Here is a 19,299-nt window from a genome sequence, read left to right on the forward strand (position 1 = left end):
TCAATTTGTAGAAAACCTGACGTACGATGATCCCAATGACGTAGGAGCAAGAATACCTCATGCTTTCCTGTGGACGAACGCCCGAGCATCAAAGCGGACAAAAACCGTCCCCTTCGTGTCTCGAAAGCACGTTGGACCACGGGAGTCATGAGGTATTCGCTCCTACTAAAAAACATTCAAACCATATAAACTTTCCGAACGATTATACTTACAAAACATATCAATTCAATGAACTTCTTAATTTGGATAATTAACCTTGCGAGAACGAGGTGCGGAAGACTTCTCGATTCAAGCGAGACGAGTGTGAGGTTGCTCACCGTCCATTGGAAAGGGGCGTTCGCAATTCACTCCTATTCCTTTAGACATACCTCTATAGAATTTATCAATAGCCTGAAGCACCCCCCCCTCGAAAAGGAGCGTGCTCATGTTATTTTCTATCAAACTCGAAAGTTAGTTTCTTATCAGCCGCATTCCATACCAATGCAGCGTCAAAAGATCCTTTCTTGCCTTTTAACCCTTTTATTATATTCGATTTACCATCTTTAAGTATTTTCTTGGCATTTGTTTGTGAAACTTGTTTTCCAAGGATTCGTTTCGATATTGTAAATGAGCATTTGTTCTTGGAATAACCGCTACACCCGTACAACTTCCCTTTATCGATGACATCTGAGCCACATAATGGACATGTCCCGACTTTTTTACCCAGGGCTTTCTTGGACGTTGTTGAGGGTTCGATCGTTATCCCTTTCGTATCCCATGACTCTGAAGATCGGATCGCATCTTCTGTTAATTTGGCTGCTAGCTTCTTAACTGATTCCATGAAAGCTTGAGGTGAAGCGTGTCCACTTCCAATCTCTTTTAACCTCTGCTCCCATTTTGCAGTCATTTCTGGACTTGCAAGTACTGCTTCCCCGATCGAGTCGATGAGTAATATTCCTTTATCCGTTGCTGAAACCTGGTTTTTTACGACTTCGATATATTTTCGATCTTTCAGCATCGTTATTATGCCGGCACGGGTGGCTTCCGTCCCAAGCCCTTCTGTGTCTTTAAGCACTTTTTCTAACGATTCATCTTCAAGATGTTTTCCTGCTGTTTTCATCATCGTAATGAGCTGACCCTCTGTAAATCGTTTCGGAGGCTGCGTTTTGCCCTCTACTACATCCATGGATAATACAGTCCCTGCCTGCCCTTTGTCGATTTGAGGTAGAACTTCGTCTTTTTGCGTTGAATTTATGACCTTATGCCATCCTTCTTGAACTTTCACTTGTCCCTTAGATACAAATTCTGCACGATCATCTACTAAAGTTATTAATGTCGTATAATCGACGATTGCGACATCTTCATGTGCAGCGAGTAAGCTTCTTGCGATAAGGTCATAGATTTTTGACTCCTCACCAGATAGCTTTTCTAGTTTAGGAACCTGCTCCGTTGGAATGATCGCGTAGTGATCACTCACTTTTGAGGCATTCACATATCGCTTATCGTTCATGATGGATTGTTTTGCTAATGGAAAAAACTCTTTATATGCGTCTTGCTTCTGGAGTTTAGAGAGAATTGACGGAAATTCTGCAGCTTCCTCTGTCGTTACAAAACTTGAATCACTTCGCGGGTACGATATCATCCCTTTTGTGTAAAGTTTCTGTGCGATATCGAGTGTTTTTTTCGGTGAGAACTTATACTTCTTGTTCGCTGCAGATTGGAGTGACGATAACTGAAATAGATAAGGAGGTTTATATTGTTTCCTTTCTTTTTTTACATCACTGGCCAGGCATGGTTTATTGAGACAAAAAGAGGCGATCGCATTAGCCATCTCCGGAGTATCGATTCTCGTCTTATCTTCTTTTATCCACTTTCCGACTACCTTTTGACCATTGTAATTGAATGTCCCTTTAACTTCCCAAAACGGTTCAGATTTGAAGTTTGCGATCTCTTTTTCACGCTTAACAACTAAAGCTAAAGTTGGCGTTTGAACTCTTCCAGCTGAAAAGACATCCTGGATTCCTTTCTGTTTAAATAAAAGCGTGTATGCCCTCGATGCGTTGATTCCGACGACCCAGTCTGCGCAAGAACGTGCATAAGCTTCGAAATACAAGTTCCGTGTATCACTTTCACTCCGTAAAGTTCTAAACCCTTCTTTAACAGCTTTTTCCGTTAAAGATGATATCCATAGTCGCTTCATCGGTTTTTTGCAGCGAACCTGATTCAAGATCGTCCTCACGATCAACTCACCTTCGCGACCGGCATCACCTGCATGAATAATGGATCCTACGTCTTTCCTATGTACGATGTCTTTTATGACATTGAATTGCTTCCATTTACTTTTTGTAACTTGATATTGAAATTGCTCTGGAATCATCGGTAAAGTCTGTAACGACCATTTCTTCCATTCTGACTTATAGGTTTCAGGAGGGACTAATTCGCAGAGATGTCCTACTGCCCACGTTACATAAGCACCACCCGGAAAATCAGGTGTAGGTTTAATGTAGATGTATCCTTGTTTTTTTTCAGAGGGATAAGGAGCGGCTAATCTTGAGCCTTGGTCTGGCTTTTCCGCAATAATACATACTGCTTCCAATCTAAACATCCCTTCTTCTTCATGAAATCTTTCCTTATCTCAGTATAGCTTACCACGTAATCGTTGTGGGCATAAAAAAACTGCTGGAACGCCAGCAGCATTTTTAACACCAGCCTAAATCACAATCGAACACGAATTGTTTAATGTCTTCTGGTTCTTTTTCTAAAACATAGATGCGGTGATCTTCAACAACATATGAAGCATCTACTTGATAAACAGCTGTTTTGATATTGAGTTCACCAATTTTCACTTTATTTCTATAAAGATCGATGTTACCTTTATTAAGTTTTCCTGTAACAAAACTTGTGACCTCAATTCTTTTCATCCCATATCCCTCTTTTCTAATAAATATGACCTTAAACAAAAGTCGTCTTTGATATAATGAAGAAATGATACGAGAAAGGGAGGGTAACGTTGGAACAACAGCATGACTTCGAAAGACGCAGCACGGTACATAACAAACGAAATAAAATAGGAGTTTTTCTTTCTAAATTAAAAGTTCATATCAACACCTTTATTAGTCGAACGTGGAAAGGAGCATCCTACGGTGCATTGTTCATGACGATGTTCCTCATCTTTTCGATAGGTTTTGATTTCCATACTGGACTCGGTAAAGGAATCGATATACTCATCTTCTCCCTCCTTAGTGTTTTAGGTACGTTTGCCACTTTCTTTATCGTGAGACTCATAATGAGGTTTATCATCAAACTACCGGTGTTCTTTCTATCCGCTGCAATCGTTTCGGTTGGAGTGATCATTTATACTCTCGATCAATTTAAAGCTTTTGAAAATATCCTTCCACTTGCTTATTTTCTTGCTGGTGCTGGCCTACTCATCGGTGGATTATTTGGTTATCCACTGGTCCATGGATTTAAGAGACCTTCTTCTATTTTTATGCTCGCGCTCGGCACACTAATAACTGGAATGTTCTTCTACTGGCTTTTCACTCCAGGAATTGTTGAAGAACGGTTAGATGTTCAGCAGAAATCTTTTTCACCAGTAAGTGAAAATCCGTCTCTAACAGGACCTTACAATATTAAGACGTTTACATATGGAAGCGGAACTGATAAACACAGAGATGTGTTTAGAGAGAACGTCGATATTGAAACATCCTCTGTTAATGGGTCAGCACTAATTGGAGAATGGTCTTCAATACGTGAATGGTTTTGGGGGTTTTCTGATACGAACCTTCCACTAAACGGCAGAGTATGGATGCCTGACGATAAAGGGAAATTCCCTCTCGTCTTAATCGTCCATGGCAATCATAAAATGGAAGAATTCTCAGATGAAGGGTATAGCTATTTAGGAGAACTGCTTGCAAGTAGAGGGTTCATAACTGTCTCTGTAGACGAGAATTTTTTGAATTCATCATGGTCAGGTGGATTAGGGGGCGATATTAACGGAAGAGCATGGCTTCTCCTCGAACATCTAAAAGAAATTGAGAAGCTTTCTGAAGAAGAGGGAACGCCATTTTATAAGAAAGTGGACTTTGAAAGAATTGCATTGACTGGTCATTCAAGAGGAGGTCAGGCTGCAATTTTAGCTGCGAAGTTCAATCGCTTAGATCGCTATCCAAATAACGCCTACAAGTCGTTTGACTATCAATACAATATACAAAGCGTTATTGCGATCGCTCCGACTGATTATCATACGTTAGCTGATCGAAAAATTGAATTGAACGATGTAAATTACTTAATTCTGCATGGATCATATGATAGTGACCTGTCTGAATTTGAGGGAGATCGACAATTCAATGGCATCGAGTTAACAGGTAGTGAAGATGTGATCAAGTCTGCACTCTACATCGACCGAGCTAACCATGGTCAGTTTAATACAACTTGGGGTGATAACGATACTTACTTTCCATTCACTCTTTTATTGAACAAACAGCCTTTGATCAGCGGAGAGGAACAGAGGCAGATTGCAAAAACATACGTTTCTGGATTTTTAGAAGCTACCTTGAATAACGACAACTCCTACCGACCTATGCTGGAAGATTACCGCTATGCGTTAGATTGGCTCCCTTCAACAACGTACATTAGTAAATATGAAGATACTTCTTATCATATTTTTAGTACATTCGAAGAGGATGTTGACGTCAACACAGCTTCGACCCCTTATATTGAATTGCAAGGAAACGGCCTATTGCAATGGTATGAAGGTGAATTAGACTATAGAAGAAATAAAGTGAGAGATAATCACGGCGTCTACCTTAAATGGAATCACGACTACTCTAGGAATGGTTCATACAAGCTTTCGTTTACCAAAGCGTTAGAAGATCCTTACGCGTTTAAGAAAGATAGCTCCTTAACGTTTGCAGCGGCGAATGTATCTGAAGTAGAAGAAGTTTTTGTGGATTTCACAATAACAGCCACATCTGAAAACGGGGAATCTGCTAGTGTCAAATTGAGCGATGTGATGAGTATGCATCCTGTGCTACCGATTCAGCACACAAAAACGAAGTTCTATGAAGAAGCGCGATTCGGAGCCCTTACAGAACCGGTCCTTCAAACGTTCAACATACCGATGAGTACATTTATTGAACAAAACAACACGTTTGAACCAGATACCCTTACCTCCATAACATTTCAATTTGATCAATCAGAAAGAGGAAAAATATTCTTAGATCACATTGGCGTTAACCGATAATAAAATATAAGAGGCTTCCCACAAAGGGAAAGCCTCTTTTTTAAATTATGAAATTTTACAAGAAGACTGTCCACGCTTTGCTAAGTAGCTCTGATGGTACTCCTCTGCTTTATAAAAATTCGCTGCAGGAACAATTTGAGTTACGATTGGCTTCTTAAAACGTTTTGCTTCAGTAAGCTCGTTCAGTGCAAGTTCTGCTGAAGTCTTTTGCGAATCTGAGTTATAAAAAATAGCGGAACGATACCTAGTACCAACATCTTCACCCTGACGGTTCAAAGATGTGGGATTATGATTATCAAAGAAAACTTGGAGCAGTTCCTCATACGTAATAATCGCTGGATTATATTCGATAAGCACCGCTTCAGCATGACCAGTAAGTTCTTTATAGACTTCTTCATAAGAAGGATCGATCGTACTTCCACCTGTAAATCCTACTGAAGTAGACACGACACCGTTCAGCTGCTGAAATAGTGCTTCTACTCCCCAAAAACATCCTGCTGCAAATACCGCTTTTTCCATTCTTTCCACTCCATTTCTCCAAGTGTTGTTGCTATTTTGAACAGCTTTCTCTGTATATACCTTCTCGAGCTCACTCAGAGTTAACATGTAAAGCTGTTTGCCTTGTTCCTTATAGATACCTTTTCCTAGAAGATGGTTGATTATCATTTGTTTTTTGTCTGACGTTTTCTGCAATTCCATTCACTCCTTGAAGTAGTTTGTATGATGAGGAGTGCATATAAAAAACCCTCATCTGCCCGAACAGAAGAGGGTTTGGATTTACCGATCGCCTCTTCTTATTTTCCGACTTTCGCCGCAGGAATTGGCACGGTGCTCCCGTATAACATTTATAGGAATCCGTTGCCGAGGTATCAAAGGGCCAGTCCCTCCACCTCTCTGAATAAGAAGATCCTTGAAAAGGATTATTAAGTTAATGACAATATTAAAGGTTGTAACAGTAGGTGTCAATAGAAAAGCTTGCATTAGTGTGCTAAACGAACAAAGAAATTAAAAAATATCCGATTGCTGATACGCTAGCACCGATCAGTGCAGGTTTTAGCTTAAAGGAAGCATAAGCCATCGTGTTCAACTTAAGTATCTTTGCTATTGTATTCGTATTATCGCTAAGTGGTGACGAAAAAGCACCGAACGTTCCACTAGCAAACACAGCACCGATTACGAGTGGCAATGAAGTTCCTGTGGTAGCACCGAGAGAGACTCCTAAAGGCATAAGAATTCCCCAAGTCCCCCATGAAGAGCCAATGAAGTATGAAATGAATGCCCCCACCAGGAATAACACCGGTGGCACGAATAATGCAGGAATCCAGTTTAAGTTCTTCGTTACAAACTGAGAAAATCCTAATGCTTCAGCAGAAGAAGCAAGTCCCCAAACGATCGTTAGTAATACGATGACAGACATCATATCATTACCGCCTTCAATAAAGAACGTGACAAGGTTTTTTAATGAGAACCTCTGAAATAAATAAAATAGAAACGTTAACAAAACGGTTGTAATTAGAGCGAAGACCATCGCATCTAATACATCTGCTTCGATGAATGCCTGTACTGGGCTTTTGAACCCTTTCTCATACCCACTCCAATATGTGATTAAAAGCGTTAGGAAAATTACTCCTCCTAGTGGCAGCAAAAGGTTCATAGGTTTTGCCGGAAGATCTTTTGAAACAACAGGATGACAATCTTCCCATTTGTCATCGATTTCTTTCTCCATATTCCCTGCATCAGTAGCCGGGATCTTCGTATGATGAAAGAAACTTAAATAAAATCCGATGATAAGAATCGATATTGAGAAAAAATTGTACGGAATGCTTTGCAAAAACAATCTGTAGCCATCTCCCTCAAGACCCTGTCCCCTTAAAGAAAGGTCGACTACAGAGGACATATAGCCAACGAACGCAGTCGCAATCGGCATTAGAACAATTACTGGAGTTGCTGTGGTTTCAATCACAAAGCCAAGTTCCTGAGGGGTCATCTTCACTTTCTTCAAGAGTGCTTTCATAATCGGGGCAACCGTAACGATGCGAAAGCTCGGAGCACTAAACGTCCCGAGCGTTGATAACCATGTTAAAAATAACGCTCCCTTTTTCGAAGTGATTTTTCCAGAAGCGAATCGAACGAAGCCTTTTATTCCACCAGTATATTTCATCATTCCGATGAGACCAGTAAACATGTACAAAAAGATGATGATTTTAATGTTGCTCTCATCTTTTAAACCACTCATAATAAATTGATAAAATTGCTCGAGTCCTTTTATAGGTTGAGGCTTATGTATAAACGAAGCTGTTAGTAACCCTGCTGTTAATCCAGGTATAACGAGTTTCGTCTTCATCGCTACGAGAATAACGACCAAGAACGGTACGATCGAAAGCCAATCCATTTTTCACTCCCCCTTTCCGGTTAGTTTGTGCTCGGAAAAGGGTGCTATACAAAAAGCCGGAGTAAATTCTCCGGCTACGATTGACGAAGCAAATTTGTTTTTTTGAGTTGCGCGATCGAAGACGCGCCAATTCCAAACATAGCAGTTTGTAGTTCGAACTGAATTCGTCTCAGCTGGTCTAATAGCGCTTCTTCACTGTCGTCTACTGCGCTATGAAGAAGTGCTCGGCCAAACCCTGCAAGATCAGCCCCCAAGGCAATACTTTTGGCGGCATCAACACCGTTTTTAAGACCTCCACTTGCAATGATCGGCGCTTGTGGGAGTTCATTTCGAACTTCGATCAAACATTCAGCGGTAGCGTTCCCCCAACTTTGAAACGCTTCAGCTGCTTGTTCTCTCATACTCTGATGTGAACGATAGCTCTCGACCTGAATCCATGATGTTCCACCTGCACCAGCTACATCAATAAAGCCTACTCCGCTTTCTACCAACCGCCTTGCAGTATCTCCATCGATTCCCATTCCTACTTCTTTAATCCCGACCGGAACATCGAGTGCCTTCGCGACACTTTCAATTTTAGGCAATAGTTCTTTAAAATTGGTATCTCCTTCAGGCTGAAACACTTCTTGAAGAGGATTTACGTGAAGAATAAGACCATCTGCATCAACAAGCTCGATTGCTTTTTTACATTCATCTATAGTAAATCCATAGTTTAACTGTACGGCTCCAATATTTGCGAAGATGGGGATCGTAGGAGCGTATTTCCTTACTTCGAAAGAATAAGCTGATCGGTCTTCTTGAATCGCTGCCCGCATTGATCCTACACCGAGAGCCCATCCTTCTCTTTCAGCTGATTTCGCAAGCCGCTTGTTGATCTCCCATGCCCTTTTCGTACCACCAGTCATCGAACTGATTAAAAAAGGCGAAGATACTTTTTTACCTAGAAATGAAGTTGAGAGATCGATCTCATCAAAAGCAATCTCAGGCAGAGCTTGGTGTTTAAATCTAAACTTCTCGAGTCCGGTTGTAATACCTCGCCCTTCTACTTCTTCAGTAAGACATATGTCGATATGTTCATTCTTTCGTTTTTCTGTAAGATCATGTTCCATAGGTTTCAACGGTAGACCTCCTACGTTGTTCTTTTTTCTTTAATTTAGGTAAAAGTAGTTCAAGTCTGTTCCGATTGTACCGTTGAATCATGATGAAAGGGATATTTACAACGAGTGCATACCCGACCATAATCCAACCTACTAGAGGCGGGTTCCAGAAGAAAAATAATAGTGAAGGCGGTATTAGAATCCAGTGATTGATTTCCGCTCGTTTCGTTTCAACAATGAACTTGCTAACGTACGCAACCGTAAGCGCTTTAAGTCCTTTTTTTCTAAAACCCCCTCTGAAAACGCCGCCACCATCCGGTAAAATCGTTTTCCAATACCTGATTTTCAAACTTTCATATAAACTAGCTTCAAAGCTTTTTATACGATTCCTTACTATGAAGGACTCATAGAAGGAATCAGGGACTCTCAAACAGAAATAAGAGATACAAACATGTATGGCAAGCCACGCAAAAACGTTAGTTACGATCAAACCGGCAATCGATAGATGAAATACTTGCATGGGCTACCCAACTTTCATTATTTGTTTACAGTCTTTCATTTAAGGTAATAGTTCAGTCATACGTTTTAGAGCAGAGAACACACCAAGACTGTCATCTTACTTTCACAAAGGTTATACTTACACTATACAGCCGCATGTGAAAAAAGTCGACGTATAGACCTTATTTACACTGAGGAGGAGAAAAGTATGGGAAAAAAAGCAATTGTAATCGGTGCAGGACTAGGTGGATTATCTGCAGCCATTCGCTTAGCCGCAGATGGTCATGATGTAACGGTACTCGAAAAAAATGATCGACCAGGCGGGAAACTTAACAAACGTTCTGGAAAAGGCTTTTCCTTCGATACAGGACCTTCCATTCTCACGATGCCATGGGTTTTAGAAAGACTGTTTAAAAGTGCTGATCGAAATGTAAGTGATTATATGAAGATTACACGTATTGAGCCTCAGTGGAGAACGTTTTTTGAAGATGGTGCTGAGATCGATGTAACGAGTGATTTAGCAGTTATGCTTTCAGAGGTACATAAACAATCAGAGAAAGATTATTCGAACTTCCTTTCTTATTTAGATTATTGCAAATCGATGTTTGACCTGAGCTTAAAAAGCTTTTATAGCAAGAGCCTTTCTGGAATACAAGATATGCAAAAGCTTCACTCGTTTAAGGACTTGCTCGCGATGGATCCAATGAAATCGATGAATCAGGCAACAGAAAAGTATTTAAAAGACAAGCATCTTCGTCAACTGTTCAACTTCTTTGTCATGTACATCGGGTCATCTCCATACCATTCTCCTGCAATTTTATCACAGCTAGTCTATGTGCAACTTGGGCTCGGAATCTATTACGTCGAGGGTGGCATGTATAACATTGCCAAAGGGATGTTGAAACTCCTAGAAGAGTTAGATGTTGATGTTGAAGTGAACACAGAAGTTACTCAAATCATGACAAAGGATAAGAAAGCGGTTGGAGTGAGATTATCTAGTGGTCATGTGATGGAAGCAGATTTGATCGTTAGTAACCTTGAGGGCATTCCAGCTCACGATACTTTATTGAAGCAAGAACCTGGTGCTGACAAAGTGAAGCAAGAACTGAAGAAGTACACTCCTACTGTATCAGGTCTCGTCCTACTACTTGGTGTCAATAAGACGTTCGATCAGCTTCAACACCATAACTTCTTCTTCTCAGAAGATCCTAAGCGTGAGTTTCAGCAAATTTTCGACGAGGGTGTTCCGGCTGATGATCCAACAGTATACATTGGTATTTCTTCTAAATCGGATCCTTCGCAAGCACCTGAAGGGAAAGAAAATCTTTTCGTGTTGACTCATGTTCCTCCACTTCAAGCCGGAGAGAGTTTCGAAGAATACCGAGGGAGATACCGAGAAACTGTTCTCGACAAACTAGAACGTATGGGAATGGAAGGTCTCAGGGAATCGATTGAATTTGAATATCAATTTATTCCTGATGACATCCGTGAATTATATGGTTCAAACGGTGGTTCGATCTACGGGGTTGCGACTGATCGCAAAGTTAACGGCGGCTTCAAGATTCCTTCTAGAAGCTCCCTTGTAGAGAACCTCTACTTTGTCGGTGGATCGACTCACCCTGGTGGAGGCGTACCGATGGTAACATTATCAGGTCAGCTAACAGCTGATTTAATCGCTGAAGACCTTAAACTATCTGAAGAACAAACTGGCTAAGAAGGGATCTTCATTACATGCTCAAACTAGATAAAATCGTCTTTAATTTATTTCTATTTTGGTATGGATGTGGAATCATCCTCGTTGGATTCGACATCCTACCCCCATTTCTTGAATGGGCAAATGCTTTCTTCCTCATTCTTTGTGGCGTGTTAGCTACATTTTATTTTATTCGAACGTTCGGTAAGGCTCTAGGAACGTCGATCAGTATCTTCATATTTATCATGAGCATGGCAGCGGAATCACTTGGTGTTCATTACGGATGGATCTTTGGTCAATACAACTATTCAGGAGACTTTGGCTATAAAATCGCTGAGGTTCCGATCGGAATTGGATTTGCATGGGTGATGGTCGTAGCTGTTACCCATGTTCTTTCTGCTCAGTTTTTGAAGAAGATGAATGACTCACTACTAAAGTGGTTTGCATATTCCCTAATAGGAGCACTTATTGCAGTTCTGATCGATTTGATAATCGATCCTGTTGCATACCTTGTGAAGGGTTACTGGGGTTGGGAAGGAGACAGTTTTTATTATCAAGTTCCGTTACAAAATTTTTCGGGATGGTTTTTTGTTTCTTTCTTCTTTCATGTCCTGCTATATCCCGTTTATATCAGGATTTCTCCACAATCTCAAGAACGTTTCTTATTCTGGAAGCATCGTATGGTCGCCCTATTTGGAATGGTGATGGGCTTCTTTATTTTCTTAGGCATTCTAGATCAGCTTTGGTTAGCTGTAACGATTACTGGTGTACCTACTTATGCTTTCTTGTATGCATATCGAAAAAGTATAAAAAACTTTGAGCTGTCTTCTTCTGAAAAGGTGATCGTCTAATGTTGATTAGTTATATTCTCATACTAGCGAGCTTCCTTCTATGGACTATCATAAATTCACTGTTCATGCCAAGTCTGCGTAACGAAAAAGCAACCAGGGATAAGGAGGAACTCGTTTCCGTCCTTATCCCTCTTCGTAATGAAGAAGAAAATGTAGTCGATCTTATCACGAATTTAAAAGCGCTCTCTTATCCCAACATTGAAGTACTGGTATTAAATGATAACTCTGAGGATCATACATTACCTCTACTCACCGAACATACAAAACGTGATGATCGGTTCACGATACTTGAGGGTGAAGAACTCCCTCCTTCCTGGAATGGTAAAGTGTTTGCATGTCACCAACTAAGTGAACGAGCTAAAGGAAGCTACCTACTTTTTATCGATGCTGATATGCGTCTACATAAGGACACGATTCAAGCATCGCTCGAAATGCTTAGGAGAACGAAGGCATCTATGCTATCTGGATTTCCCGCATTTCCAGTATCATTATTATTAGAGAAATTTCTCGTACCCCTTCAGCATTTCGTCGTTAACTTCCATCTGCCCCTTTTACCAGCAAACCATACAACAAGACCAGCTTTCACTGCTGCTCATGGGGCATTTATCTTAGTCGATCACAAGGCTTACAAGCGTGTCGGTGGACATCGTTCCATCCAAAACAGTTTAATCGACGACGTTCACCTTTCACGTACATTTAAGGTAAATGGATATCGCTCGATTTTAGCGAATGTAACCAAATTTACAATATGCTATATGTATCGTTCTAACAAAGATGTGTGGGAAGGGTTTACAAAAAACTTGTTTCCAGGACTCGGTCGGTCTCGTTTGCTCGTTAGTATTCTATTTCTCTTTTACGGCTGTTTTTACTTCTTGCCTGCCGTACTGCTGATCATAGGGGTTGTAAGCTATACGATAGGTGAGCCAATGTACTCTCTTTTCATTCCTTACATATTGATCACGCTCCAAAAAGCCTGGGTCGATTGGAAAACCAATCAGTCCATTCTACTCTCATTTATGATGCCGATTAGTTCACTAGCATTTATGTGTCTTCTGATCAATTCGATGATGAAAGGGATAAAACAAAAAGGATATGTTTGGAAAGGAAGAACCTACTCATGAAACAAATTGCAATCGTAGGTGCAGGACTCGCAGGACTTGCTGCATCGATTAAATTAGCAAGTGAAGGATACAAAGTCGATGTGTATGAAAAAAACGGATACGCTGGCGGCAAGATGATGCCGGTATCGTTAGGAACATACCATTTTGATTTCGGTCCAAATACGATGACGATGCCTGAAGTTTTTGATTCCGTATTTGAAGAAGCCAGTGTTGACCCAAGGAATTACTTTGATTGGATAAAAATTGAACGGCACACTAGAAACATTGATCATGATGGCAGTTCATTCATGATGAGTACAGATCCACAAGATATGGTCGACCAGTTTGAAAAGCTAGATTCATATGCAGCTAAAAACTATCAAACATATCTTGAGGAAGTCGATCGATTATACCGACTATCAAAATCGTCATTTTTCCCGAGGATGTTTCTTTCATGGAAGGACTACTTGTCCCCTTCCCTTTTTCAATCCATGCTAAAGGTAAGACCTTTAGAGAAAATGAACCATTTTCATGAACGATATTTTAAACACCCTCTAATCTTAAAAGCGTTCAATCGCTATGCAACCTATATAGGTTCATCACCTTTTTTATCACCCGCAACGTTTGCGATGATTGGTTATTTAGAAATGGTACAAGGCGTATATTATGTGAAAGGTGGAAACACCTCACTTGCACGCGGAATGGAAAAACTAGCATCAGAACTAGGGGTTACAATTCATTTGGAAACCCCAGTGAAGACAGTACATGTTAGTAATGGTCGAGCAGAAATGATCGAAACGGTTGACGGTAAGGAGCAAAAGACAGAAGAAGTCATCATCAACGGTGATCTATTAGAAGTTTACCCTTCTCTCGTCAAAGAGTCTGATCGACCATCATTTCGAGACACAAGAATTCAAAGCGTATCCCCTTCTATTTCCGCTTTTGTCATAATGGTAGGGCTGTCTTCAAGACTTGATTTAGTACACCACCAAGTGTATTTCTCAGAAGACTACCAAAAAGAATTCAAAGAGTTGTTTAACGGAATATGGCCTGAAGATCCTACAGTTTATATTTCAAATTCTTCTCATTCAGATCCTGATGTTTCGCCTGATGGTGATAACCTCTTCATTCTTGTTAATGCACCGCCTCTTTCTAATCATAATGAGATGCCTGAAGAAGCGTACAAAGAACGGATCTATGACAAACTTGAAAAACATGGGCTTCCTATTCGAAAACTAAAAGTAGTTGAGAAAGTTATCGGTCCATCTCAAATCAAGGACCGCTTTAATGCTTATCGAGGAGCTTTATATGGTATATCCTCCAACACTCTCCGAAATAGCTTTTTACGTCCTTCAAACCGTTCAAAAGACATAAAGAACGTCTATTTCGCAGGTGGAAGCACTCATCCTGGTGGTGGATCACCTATGGTCGTCATCAGCGGAAATAATGTTGCGAATCATATCATATCGAAACACGCAAAAAAAGACTCTAGAGTGTCTTACAACTAAAAAAGCATGGAGGCGCCGACGCTTCCATGCTTTTTTATTATTATGTAATAAAGTTAAAGGGTGTTTTTAAATTTTTCTGGGTTCTTCACATAGCTTTCTATTATAAAACCACAATCCGTACATAATAGGTGTTCAATTTCCGACCCTAAACTCAGTTTTCTTCTCATCGGAGTCATGACGGCATACCCTGAATGCTTTCCTTTTCCAAGATCTGTTCCACCACATTTTGGGCACGTTGTCGTAGGAAATTTAGTCATTAAGATCCCCCTCCTTATCATCCCATTTTCCCTCATCGTACAACCAATTTTATCACTGATCTAATAATAGGTACATATCAAAACATGTTATTGACTAAGTAGTCAATGAGGTGTATTCTGAAATTGACTTCAGAGTCAACTATGGTTTACGGGGAGGAGAAGATATCATGGAAGCGGTAGAATTAAAGAATCTTTCAAAATTTTACAAGAAAAGCCGTGGAATTGAGAATGTATCACTTACGATTCATGAAGGAGAAATCTTTGGATTTATCGGTCCGAACGGGGCGGGTAAAAGTACAACGATACGTACGCTATTGAATTTACTACAGCCGACAGGTGGAACTGCGACAATTTTCGGTAAAGATATCGTGTCTGACTCGAAGGAAATTAAGAAGATTGTTGGTTATCTTCCTTCAGAAGTTCATTATTACGATGATATGAAAGCAATCGATTTGCTGCAGTATTCTGCTAAATTTCATCAATACAAAAATACGAATCGAATCTATGAACTTGCTGAAAAGCTTCAGTTGGATTTAAACAAGAAGATGGAGGATCTTTCTTTTGGTAATCGGAAAAAAGTTGGAATCATTCAAGCGATCCTCCATGAACCTAAACTTCTCATTCTTGACGAACCTACCGGTGGTCTCGATCCACTGATGCAAAACACATTCTTTGAATTGATTTCTAAAGAAAGGGAAAAAGGAGCAACGATCTTCTTTTCATCTCACATTCTGAGTGAAGTTCAAAAAATGTGCGATCGCGTAGCCATCATTAAAGATGGCAAGTTAGTTACTGTGGAGAAAGTTGAAACCTTAATCAAAAATAGTCTTAAGAAAATTAGTCTTACCATAGAGAATGGTGAAGACGTTCAATTCCCTTTTGAAGGTGTCAAAGATAAACAAACTCATGATAAGAACACAACGTTCCTTTATCGTGGAGACATGAACGTGCTCTTAAACCATCTAGCAACTCTCGACATTTTGGATGTGCTCATCCAAGAACCTTCTCTTGATGAAGTATTCATGCACTATTACGAATGAAAGGTGAGTGAACCAAATGATGATCTATAACCGTGAGATGAAGAAAAATATGAAGTCACTTTTGATTTGGTCCATCATTTTAGCTGGAATCATCTTGATGACGCTCAGTATCTATCCTCAGTTTACCCAAGATCAACAGACAATGAATGATTTGTTAAGTGCTTACCCGGATTCATTTAAGCAAGCTTTTGGAATGGATCGACTTAATATTGGCTCACTACTCGGCTTTTACGGGATGCAAATTCATTTCATGACAACATTGTTTGGTAGTATTTTTGCAGTCATGCTTGCGTCGAATATGATTGCAAAAGAAGAAAATGAGAAAACGGTTGAATTTTTACTATCAAAACCAATTACAAGAACTCGAGTAATCGCAGAAAAGCTTCTAGCTGTCTTGACGAATATTGTGACTCTCAATGTCGTTATTATGCTAGTTTGTTTAGTCGGGTTTCAATTTGCAGATGAAGATGTTCCTTTAAAAACATTCGGGCTATTGATCATTGGAACACTACTCATGCACATCACGTTCGCAGCTATAGCCCTTTTATTATCCGCAACCATGAAGAAAGCGAGAACAATAACTTCTGTTTCGCTTGGTCTTGTATTAATTTCGTATTTTCTTAGTGTGGTGTCAGGTATAACGGATGGTTTGGAATTCCTAACGTATTTTAGCCTATTCAAATACATTGACCCAGCAGATATTATTTCTAACGAATCGCTGAATTCCTTATACGTTGGCATTATGTTAATCGTTATCGTTTTAAGCATTTGGGGTACATTTAGCTATTATCGTAAGAAAGATATCGCCGTATAGGAAAGGAGGAATCTGTATGTATTCAAATTTCGAAAAACTGGCAGATGAAAAGAAAAAGCGAATTCTCAGTATTTGTATAGAAGAGTTTGCCGATACTGGGTATGAAAAAACGTCGACGGATACAATCACGGCACGTGCAGGAATTTCGAAAGGAATCTTGTATCATTATTTTAAAAACAAGAAAAACCTTTTCATCTATGTTGTCGACTATTGCCGAAAGCTGATTGGGGACAACATAATGGCCGAATTACAACATGTCGAGTCAGAGGATTTCTTTAACCGAGTAAAAGAAGTTGTCTTAATTAAAAAGCGAGTTCAATTTCATTATTTAAAAGAAACTGAGCTTGTCACACAAACACTTCTTAACCCTCCTCAAGGTATGGAAGAAGAAATTCGATCCATGCTTCAGAAGAACATCGACGTGTATAGTGACCAATACCTTGAAAAGCTTATTGACCGAAGTCTTCTTAAGGAAAATGCAACTCCAGATAAAGTGATCAATCTCACGATGACGATTCTAGACCAAATCGCTCAAAAAAACCTAAAAGCATATCAAGAAAAAGCAATGAGCTTTTCAGAAATACTTGAAAAAATTGAACCCGAGTTAGATGAATATATCGATATCATTAAATACGGAGCGTTGAAAAGAGCTTAAAATAAAAATCGCGCCTCGCGCGATTTTTATTTAGCTTCGTTGGGATTTACTATACGATAAAGCGGCCGTCGCCATAACCTTAGCTGCGACTAACATCGCCCTTTCATCAAATGAAAAACGAGGATGGTGATGAGGGTATACTTGTTCTGCATCTTGGTTTAAAGCACCTGTAAAGAAAAAGGTACCAGGCACATGCTGCAAATAATAAGAGAAGTCTTCTCCACCCATTTGAGCTTCGTGTTCAGTTACTTCTTTTACATCAGGAACTAGCTTTGCATAGTTCTTCAATAGCTCTGTTTCCGTTTTATGATTGACTAGTGCAGGATAGCCATGAACATAGTTAAGCTTATAGTCGACATCCGCCGCTAAGCATGTCCCTCTAACCACCCTTTCGATCTCTTTTTCCATTAACTCTTTTACGTTCTTTTTGAATGTCCTCACCGTCCCTACTAGTTGAACATTATTAGCGATGACATTGAATGCGTTCCGTGCATCAAATGTTCCAACTGATAGGACAGCAGAATCCAGGGGGTTCACTCTTCTGGATACCAACTGCTGTAAGTTGACTACTAATTGTGAAGCGATCACGATACTGTCCTTTGTTAAATGTGGCTGTGCACCGTGACCACCTCGTCCGATGATTTCAATCTCGAACCGGTCAGCGGCAGCCATAAACGGACCTTCTTTATACATGATCTTTCCAGTTTCCTCTGTAGCCCTCAGGTGTGTGCCGAACACGACATCTACCCCTTCTAAGCAACCATCTTCAATCATTGCTATCGCACCACCAGGCTGATATTCCTCTGCATGCTGATGGATAAAGACGATGGTCCCTTCTAACTCATTCTGTATCGCATTTAGCGCTTTTGCTAAACAAAGTAATATAGCCGTATGTCCATCATGACCGCAAGCGTGCATCACACCATCCACCTTGGATTTATATGGAACCTCATTTTCTTCCTGGATTGGCAGCGCATCAAAATCGGCTCTCAAAGCAACGGTTTTACCAGGCTTCGTTCCTTTTAACGTTGCAACTACTCCTCTACCACCAACGTGCTCTCTGACATCATGACCTAACTCTCGATGATAGTTCGCTATAAGTTTGGGAGTTTCAACTTCTTCAAATGAAAGCTCAGGATATTGATGAAAATGTCTTCTCAGTTCTACCATCTCACTATATAAATCTTCAAGCTTATTAAATAGTTGATTCATAGCCTTCTCCCTTCAAAATGAAATGATCTGATATCTTAATAAACTAAAGTTTACCATCTTCAGAATAAAGAGAATATAACAAGCAAAAAACCCTCACGTCTTCAGTGAGGGTTCTACCATCTAACTTCCACTTATTGCAGATAATAGTTCTTCTTTTTCGTCATCTGTCACATAAGCGCGCTGATCAAATACATTGTACTCTTTTTTTCGAATCGATTTCAGAATCGCTCGGTAGAAAAGTGCTGAACTTTTAACTGGGAGACGGGCGTCGAGAGGATAAAGGTCGATCGTAGCAAAAGCATTCTCATAGTGATATTCCGCTCGAGCAGCAAGCTTCTCCCACAATTCAATGAATTCTGGCGTTACCTTTCGATTAAAAAGATCTGCCGATGATACACCGCTAGCGTTCATTTCATCGGTCGGAATATAAATACGATCTCGATCAAGATCTTCAGAAATGTCTCTTAATATATTTGTAATCTGCATCCCGATGCCTAAAGAAACCGCGCCATCTGAAAGTGACTCAACCTTTTTCGGTGCTAAAATCGGTAGAAGCATCAAACCAACGGTACTGGCAACGTGATACGAATAATGTTCAAGTTCACTCAACGATTTGTATCTAGATTTATAGAGATCCATCTCCTGTCCTACAATCATATCTTGAAAAGGTTGATGGTCCATCTTGAATTTTTGAAAAACATCGTGGAGAGCAATCCACATAGGGTCATTCACCAATCTTTCACCGTTCAAAAACCGAGCGAATTGAGATCTGAACTCAGTCAATTCTCTCTCTGGATCAGTGCCTTCATCTACAATATCATCGACTCTCCTACAAAAACTATAAACGGCCCAGACTGCTTTCTTTTTGTTTGAGGGTAACAAGGAAAAAGCTTTATAAAATGTTTTTGAATGATGTTTTATAATCGATTCACAATGTTTATACGATTGCTCCAGCATT

The 19,299-nt window shown here is 40.0% G+C and carries 17 protein-coding genes and 1 riboswitch; of the genes, 8 read left to right on the forward strand and 9 right to left on the reverse strand.

What is annotated here, in order from left to right:
• Nucleotides 1-427: 427 nt before the first annotated feature.
• The gene (locus tag ACXAEY_RS10460; RefSeq protein WP_474811868.1) at nt 428-2,575 is read right to left on the reverse strand and encodes a DNA topoisomerase III; all 2,148 of its coding nucleotides are present in this window, start codon (nt 2,573-2,575) and stop codon (nt 428-430) included.
• 103 nt (nt 2,576-2,678) lie between these two features.
• Nucleotides 2,679-2,900, reverse strand: a complete 222-nt coding sequence (locus ACXAEY_RS10465) for a DUF2553 family protein (RefSeq protein ID WP_270182106.1) — start codon at nt 2,898-2,900, stop codon at nt 2,679-2,681.
• A gap of 89 nt (nt 2,901-2,989) precedes the next feature.
• Between ACXAEY_RS10465 and ACXAEY_RS10470 the strand changes: the two genes are divergently transcribed.
• Entirely contained in the window at nt 2,990-5,224 is a 2,235-nt protein-coding gene (locus ACXAEY_RS10470; protein ID WP_474811870.1) for an alpha/beta hydrolase family protein, read from the forward strand.
• Nucleotides 5,225-5,269: 45 nt separating this feature from the next.
• On the opposite strand, the gene msrA is transcribed toward ACXAEY_RS10470, so the two are convergent.
• From msrA to ACXAEY_RS10490, 4 genes are all read right to left on the reverse strand, one after another.
• Nucleotides 5,270-5,917 carry a peptide-methionine (S)-S-oxide reductase MsrA gene (gene msrA, locus ACXAEY_RS10475; RefSeq protein ID WP_474811872.1) on the reverse strand — a complete coding sequence of 216 codons (648 nt, stop codon included), beginning with the start codon at nt 5,915-5,917 and terminating at the stop codon, nt 5,270-5,272.
• Nucleotides 5,918-6,015: 98 nt separating this feature from the next.
• Nucleotides 6,016-6,129, reverse strand: a riboswitch (SAM riboswitch).
• 83 nt (nt 6,130-6,212) lie between these two features.
• Nucleotides 6,213-7,616, reverse strand: coding sequence for a Na+/H+ antiporter NhaC family protein (locus ACXAEY_RS10480; RefSeq protein ID WP_474811874.1), 1,404 nt, complete (start codon nt 7,614-7,616; stop codon nt 6,213-6,215).
• A gap of 74 nt (nt 7,617-7,690) precedes the next feature.
• Nucleotides 7,691-8,725: a type 2 isopentenyl-diphosphate Delta-isomerase gene (gene fni, locus ACXAEY_RS10485; protein WP_270182364.1), complete on the reverse strand. Its 1,035-nt coding sequence runs from the start codon at nt 8,723-8,725 to the stop codon at nt 7,691-7,693.
• Nucleotides 8,715-9,233: a glycosyl-4,4'-diaponeurosporenoate acyltransferase CrtO family protein gene (locus ACXAEY_RS10490; protein ID WP_474811876.1), complete on the reverse strand. Its 519-nt coding sequence runs from the start codon at nt 9,231-9,233 to the stop codon at nt 8,715-8,717. Before ACXAEY_RS10490 ends, fni begins: the two co-directional genes overlap by 11 nt.
• A gap of 186 nt (nt 9,234-9,419) precedes the next feature.
• On the opposite strand from ACXAEY_RS10490, the gene ACXAEY_RS10495 reads away from it, so the two are divergent.
• The 4 genes from ACXAEY_RS10495 to ACXAEY_RS10510 are packed head-to-tail and all read left to right on the forward strand — an operon-like array spanning nt 9,420 to nt 14,363.
• Entirely contained in the window at nt 9,420-10,925 is a 1,506-nt protein-coding gene (locus tag ACXAEY_RS10495; protein WP_474811878.1) for a phytoene desaturase family protein, read from the forward strand.
• 17 nt (nt 10,926-10,942) lie between these two features.
• Nucleotides 10,943-11,755 carry a carotenoid biosynthesis protein gene (locus tag ACXAEY_RS10500; RefSeq protein ID WP_474811879.1) on the forward strand — a complete coding sequence of 271 codons (813 nt, stop codon included), beginning with the start codon at nt 10,943-10,945 and terminating at the stop codon, nt 11,753-11,755.
• The gene (locus ACXAEY_RS10505) at nt 11,755-12,876 is read left to right on the forward strand and encodes a glycosyltransferase family 2 protein (RefSeq protein WP_474811881.1); all 1,122 of its coding nucleotides are present in this window, start codon (nt 11,755-11,757) and stop codon (nt 12,874-12,876) included. Before ACXAEY_RS10500 ends, ACXAEY_RS10505 begins: the two co-directional genes overlap by 1 nt.
• Nucleotides 12,873-14,363 carry a phytoene desaturase family protein gene (locus ACXAEY_RS10510; protein ID WP_474811883.1) on the forward strand — a complete coding sequence of 497 codons (1,491 nt, stop codon included), beginning with the start codon at nt 12,873-12,875 and terminating at the stop codon, nt 14,361-14,363. Before ACXAEY_RS10505 ends, ACXAEY_RS10510 begins: the two co-directional genes overlap by 4 nt.
• Nucleotides 14,364-14,416: 53 nt before the next feature.
• Here ACXAEY_RS10510 and ACXAEY_RS10515 read toward each other — a convergent pair whose 3' ends face one another.
• On the reverse strand, nt 14,417-14,620 hold the full coding sequence (locus ACXAEY_RS10515) for a transcription initiation factor TFIIIB (RefSeq protein ID WP_270182097.1): 204 nt from the start codon (nt 14,618-14,620) through the stop codon (nt 14,417-14,419).
• A 167-nt stretch (nt 14,621-14,787) separates the two neighbouring features.
• On the opposite strand from ACXAEY_RS10515, the gene ACXAEY_RS10520 reads away from it, so the two are divergent.
• The 3 genes from ACXAEY_RS10520 to ACXAEY_RS10530 are packed head-to-tail and all read left to right on the forward strand — an operon-like array spanning nt 14,788 to nt 17,129.
• Complete coding sequence (locus tag ACXAEY_RS10520; RefSeq protein ID WP_474811885.1) at nt 14,788-15,660, forward strand: ABC transporter ATP-binding protein; 873 nt, start codon at nt 14,788-14,790, stop codon at nt 15,658-15,660.
• Nucleotides 15,661-15,676: 16 nt separating this feature from the next.
• A complete protein-coding gene (locus tag ACXAEY_RS10525; protein WP_474811887.1) occupies nt 15,677-16,474 on the forward strand; it encodes an ABC transporter permease subunit in 798 nt (265 codons plus the stop codon).
• Between the two features lie 16 nt (nt 16,475-16,490).
• Nucleotides 16,491-17,129 carry a TetR/AcrR family transcriptional regulator gene (locus ACXAEY_RS10530; RefSeq protein WP_474811888.1) on the forward strand — a complete coding sequence of 213 codons (639 nt, stop codon included), beginning with the start codon at nt 16,491-16,493 and terminating at the stop codon, nt 17,127-17,129.
• 30 nt (nt 17,130-17,159) lie between these two features.
• On the opposite strand, the gene ACXAEY_RS10535 is transcribed toward ACXAEY_RS10530, so the two are convergent.
• Both ACXAEY_RS10535 and ACXAEY_RS10540 read right to left on the reverse strand, forming a co-directional pair.
• Complete coding sequence (locus tag ACXAEY_RS10535) at nt 17,160-18,341, reverse strand: M20 family metallopeptidase (RefSeq protein ID WP_474811890.1); 1,182 nt, start codon at nt 18,339-18,341, stop codon at nt 17,160-17,162.
• A 120-nt stretch (nt 18,342-18,461) separates the two neighbouring features.
• A complete protein-coding gene (locus tag ACXAEY_RS10540; RefSeq protein WP_270182092.1) occupies nt 18,462-19,298 on the reverse strand; it encodes a phytoene/squalene synthase family protein in 837 nt (278 codons plus the stop codon).
• Nucleotide 19,299 lies beyond the last annotated feature (1 nt).

The sequence above is a fragment of the Anaerobacillus sp. ABA4_114 genome (assembly GCF_056159065.1).

What these genes read in the sequence shown, in the direction of transcription:
- ACXAEY_RS10540 (WP_270182092.1), bottom strand. Translation starts at nt 19,298, where the DNA reads ATGCTGGAGCAATCGTATAAACATTGTGAATCGATTATAAAACATCAT.
- ACXAEY_RS10505 (WP_474811881.1), top strand. Translation starts at nt 11,755, where the DNA reads ATGTTGATTAGTTATATTCTCATACTAGCGAGCTTCCTTCTATGGACT.
- ACXAEY_RS10510 (WP_474811883.1), top strand. Translation starts at nt 12,873, where the DNA reads ATGAAACAAATTGCAATCGTAGGTGCAGGACTCGCAGGACTTGCTGCA.
- ACXAEY_RS10500 (WP_474811879.1), top strand. Translation starts at nt 10,943, where the DNA reads ATGCTCAAACTAGATAAAATCGTCTTTAATTTATTTCTATTTTGGTAT.
- fni (WP_270182364.1), bottom strand. Translation starts at nt 8,725, where the DNA reads ATGGAACATGATCTTACAGAAAAACGAAAGAATGAACATATCGACATA.
- ACXAEY_RS10525 (WP_474811887.1), top strand. Translation starts at nt 15,677, where the DNA reads ATGATGATCTATAACCGTGAGATGAAGAAAAATATGAAGTCACTTTTG.
- ACXAEY_RS10465 (WP_270182106.1), bottom strand. Translation starts at nt 2,900, where the DNA reads ATGAAAAGAATTGAGGTCACAAGTTTTGTTACAGGAAAACTTAATAAA.
- ACXAEY_RS10515 (WP_270182097.1), bottom strand. Translation starts at nt 14,620, where the DNA reads ATGACTAAATTTCCTACGACAACGTGCCCAAAATGTGGTGGAACAGAT.
- ACXAEY_RS10520 (WP_474811885.1), top strand. Translation starts at nt 14,788, where the DNA reads ATGGAAGCGGTAGAATTAAAGAATCTTTCAAAATTTTACAAGAAAAGC.
- ACXAEY_RS10490 (WP_474811876.1), bottom strand. Translation starts at nt 9,233, where the DNA reads ATGCAAGTATTTCATCTATCGATTGCCGGTTTGATCGTAACTAACGTT.
- ACXAEY_RS10535 (WP_474811890.1), bottom strand. Translation starts at nt 18,341, where the DNA reads ATGAATCAACTATTTAATAAGCTTGAAGATTTATATAGTGAGATGGTA.
- ACXAEY_RS10480 (WP_474811874.1), bottom strand. Translation starts at nt 7,616, where the DNA reads ATGGATTGGCTTTCGATCGTACCGTTCTTGGTCGTTATTCTCGTAGCG.
- ACXAEY_RS10495 (WP_474811878.1), top strand. Translation starts at nt 9,420, where the DNA reads ATGGGAAAAAAAGCAATTGTAATCGGTGCAGGACTAGGTGGATTATCT.
- ACXAEY_RS10530 (WP_474811888.1), top strand. Translation starts at nt 16,491, where the DNA reads ATGTATTCAAATTTCGAAAAACTGGCAGATGAAAAGAAAAAGCGAATT.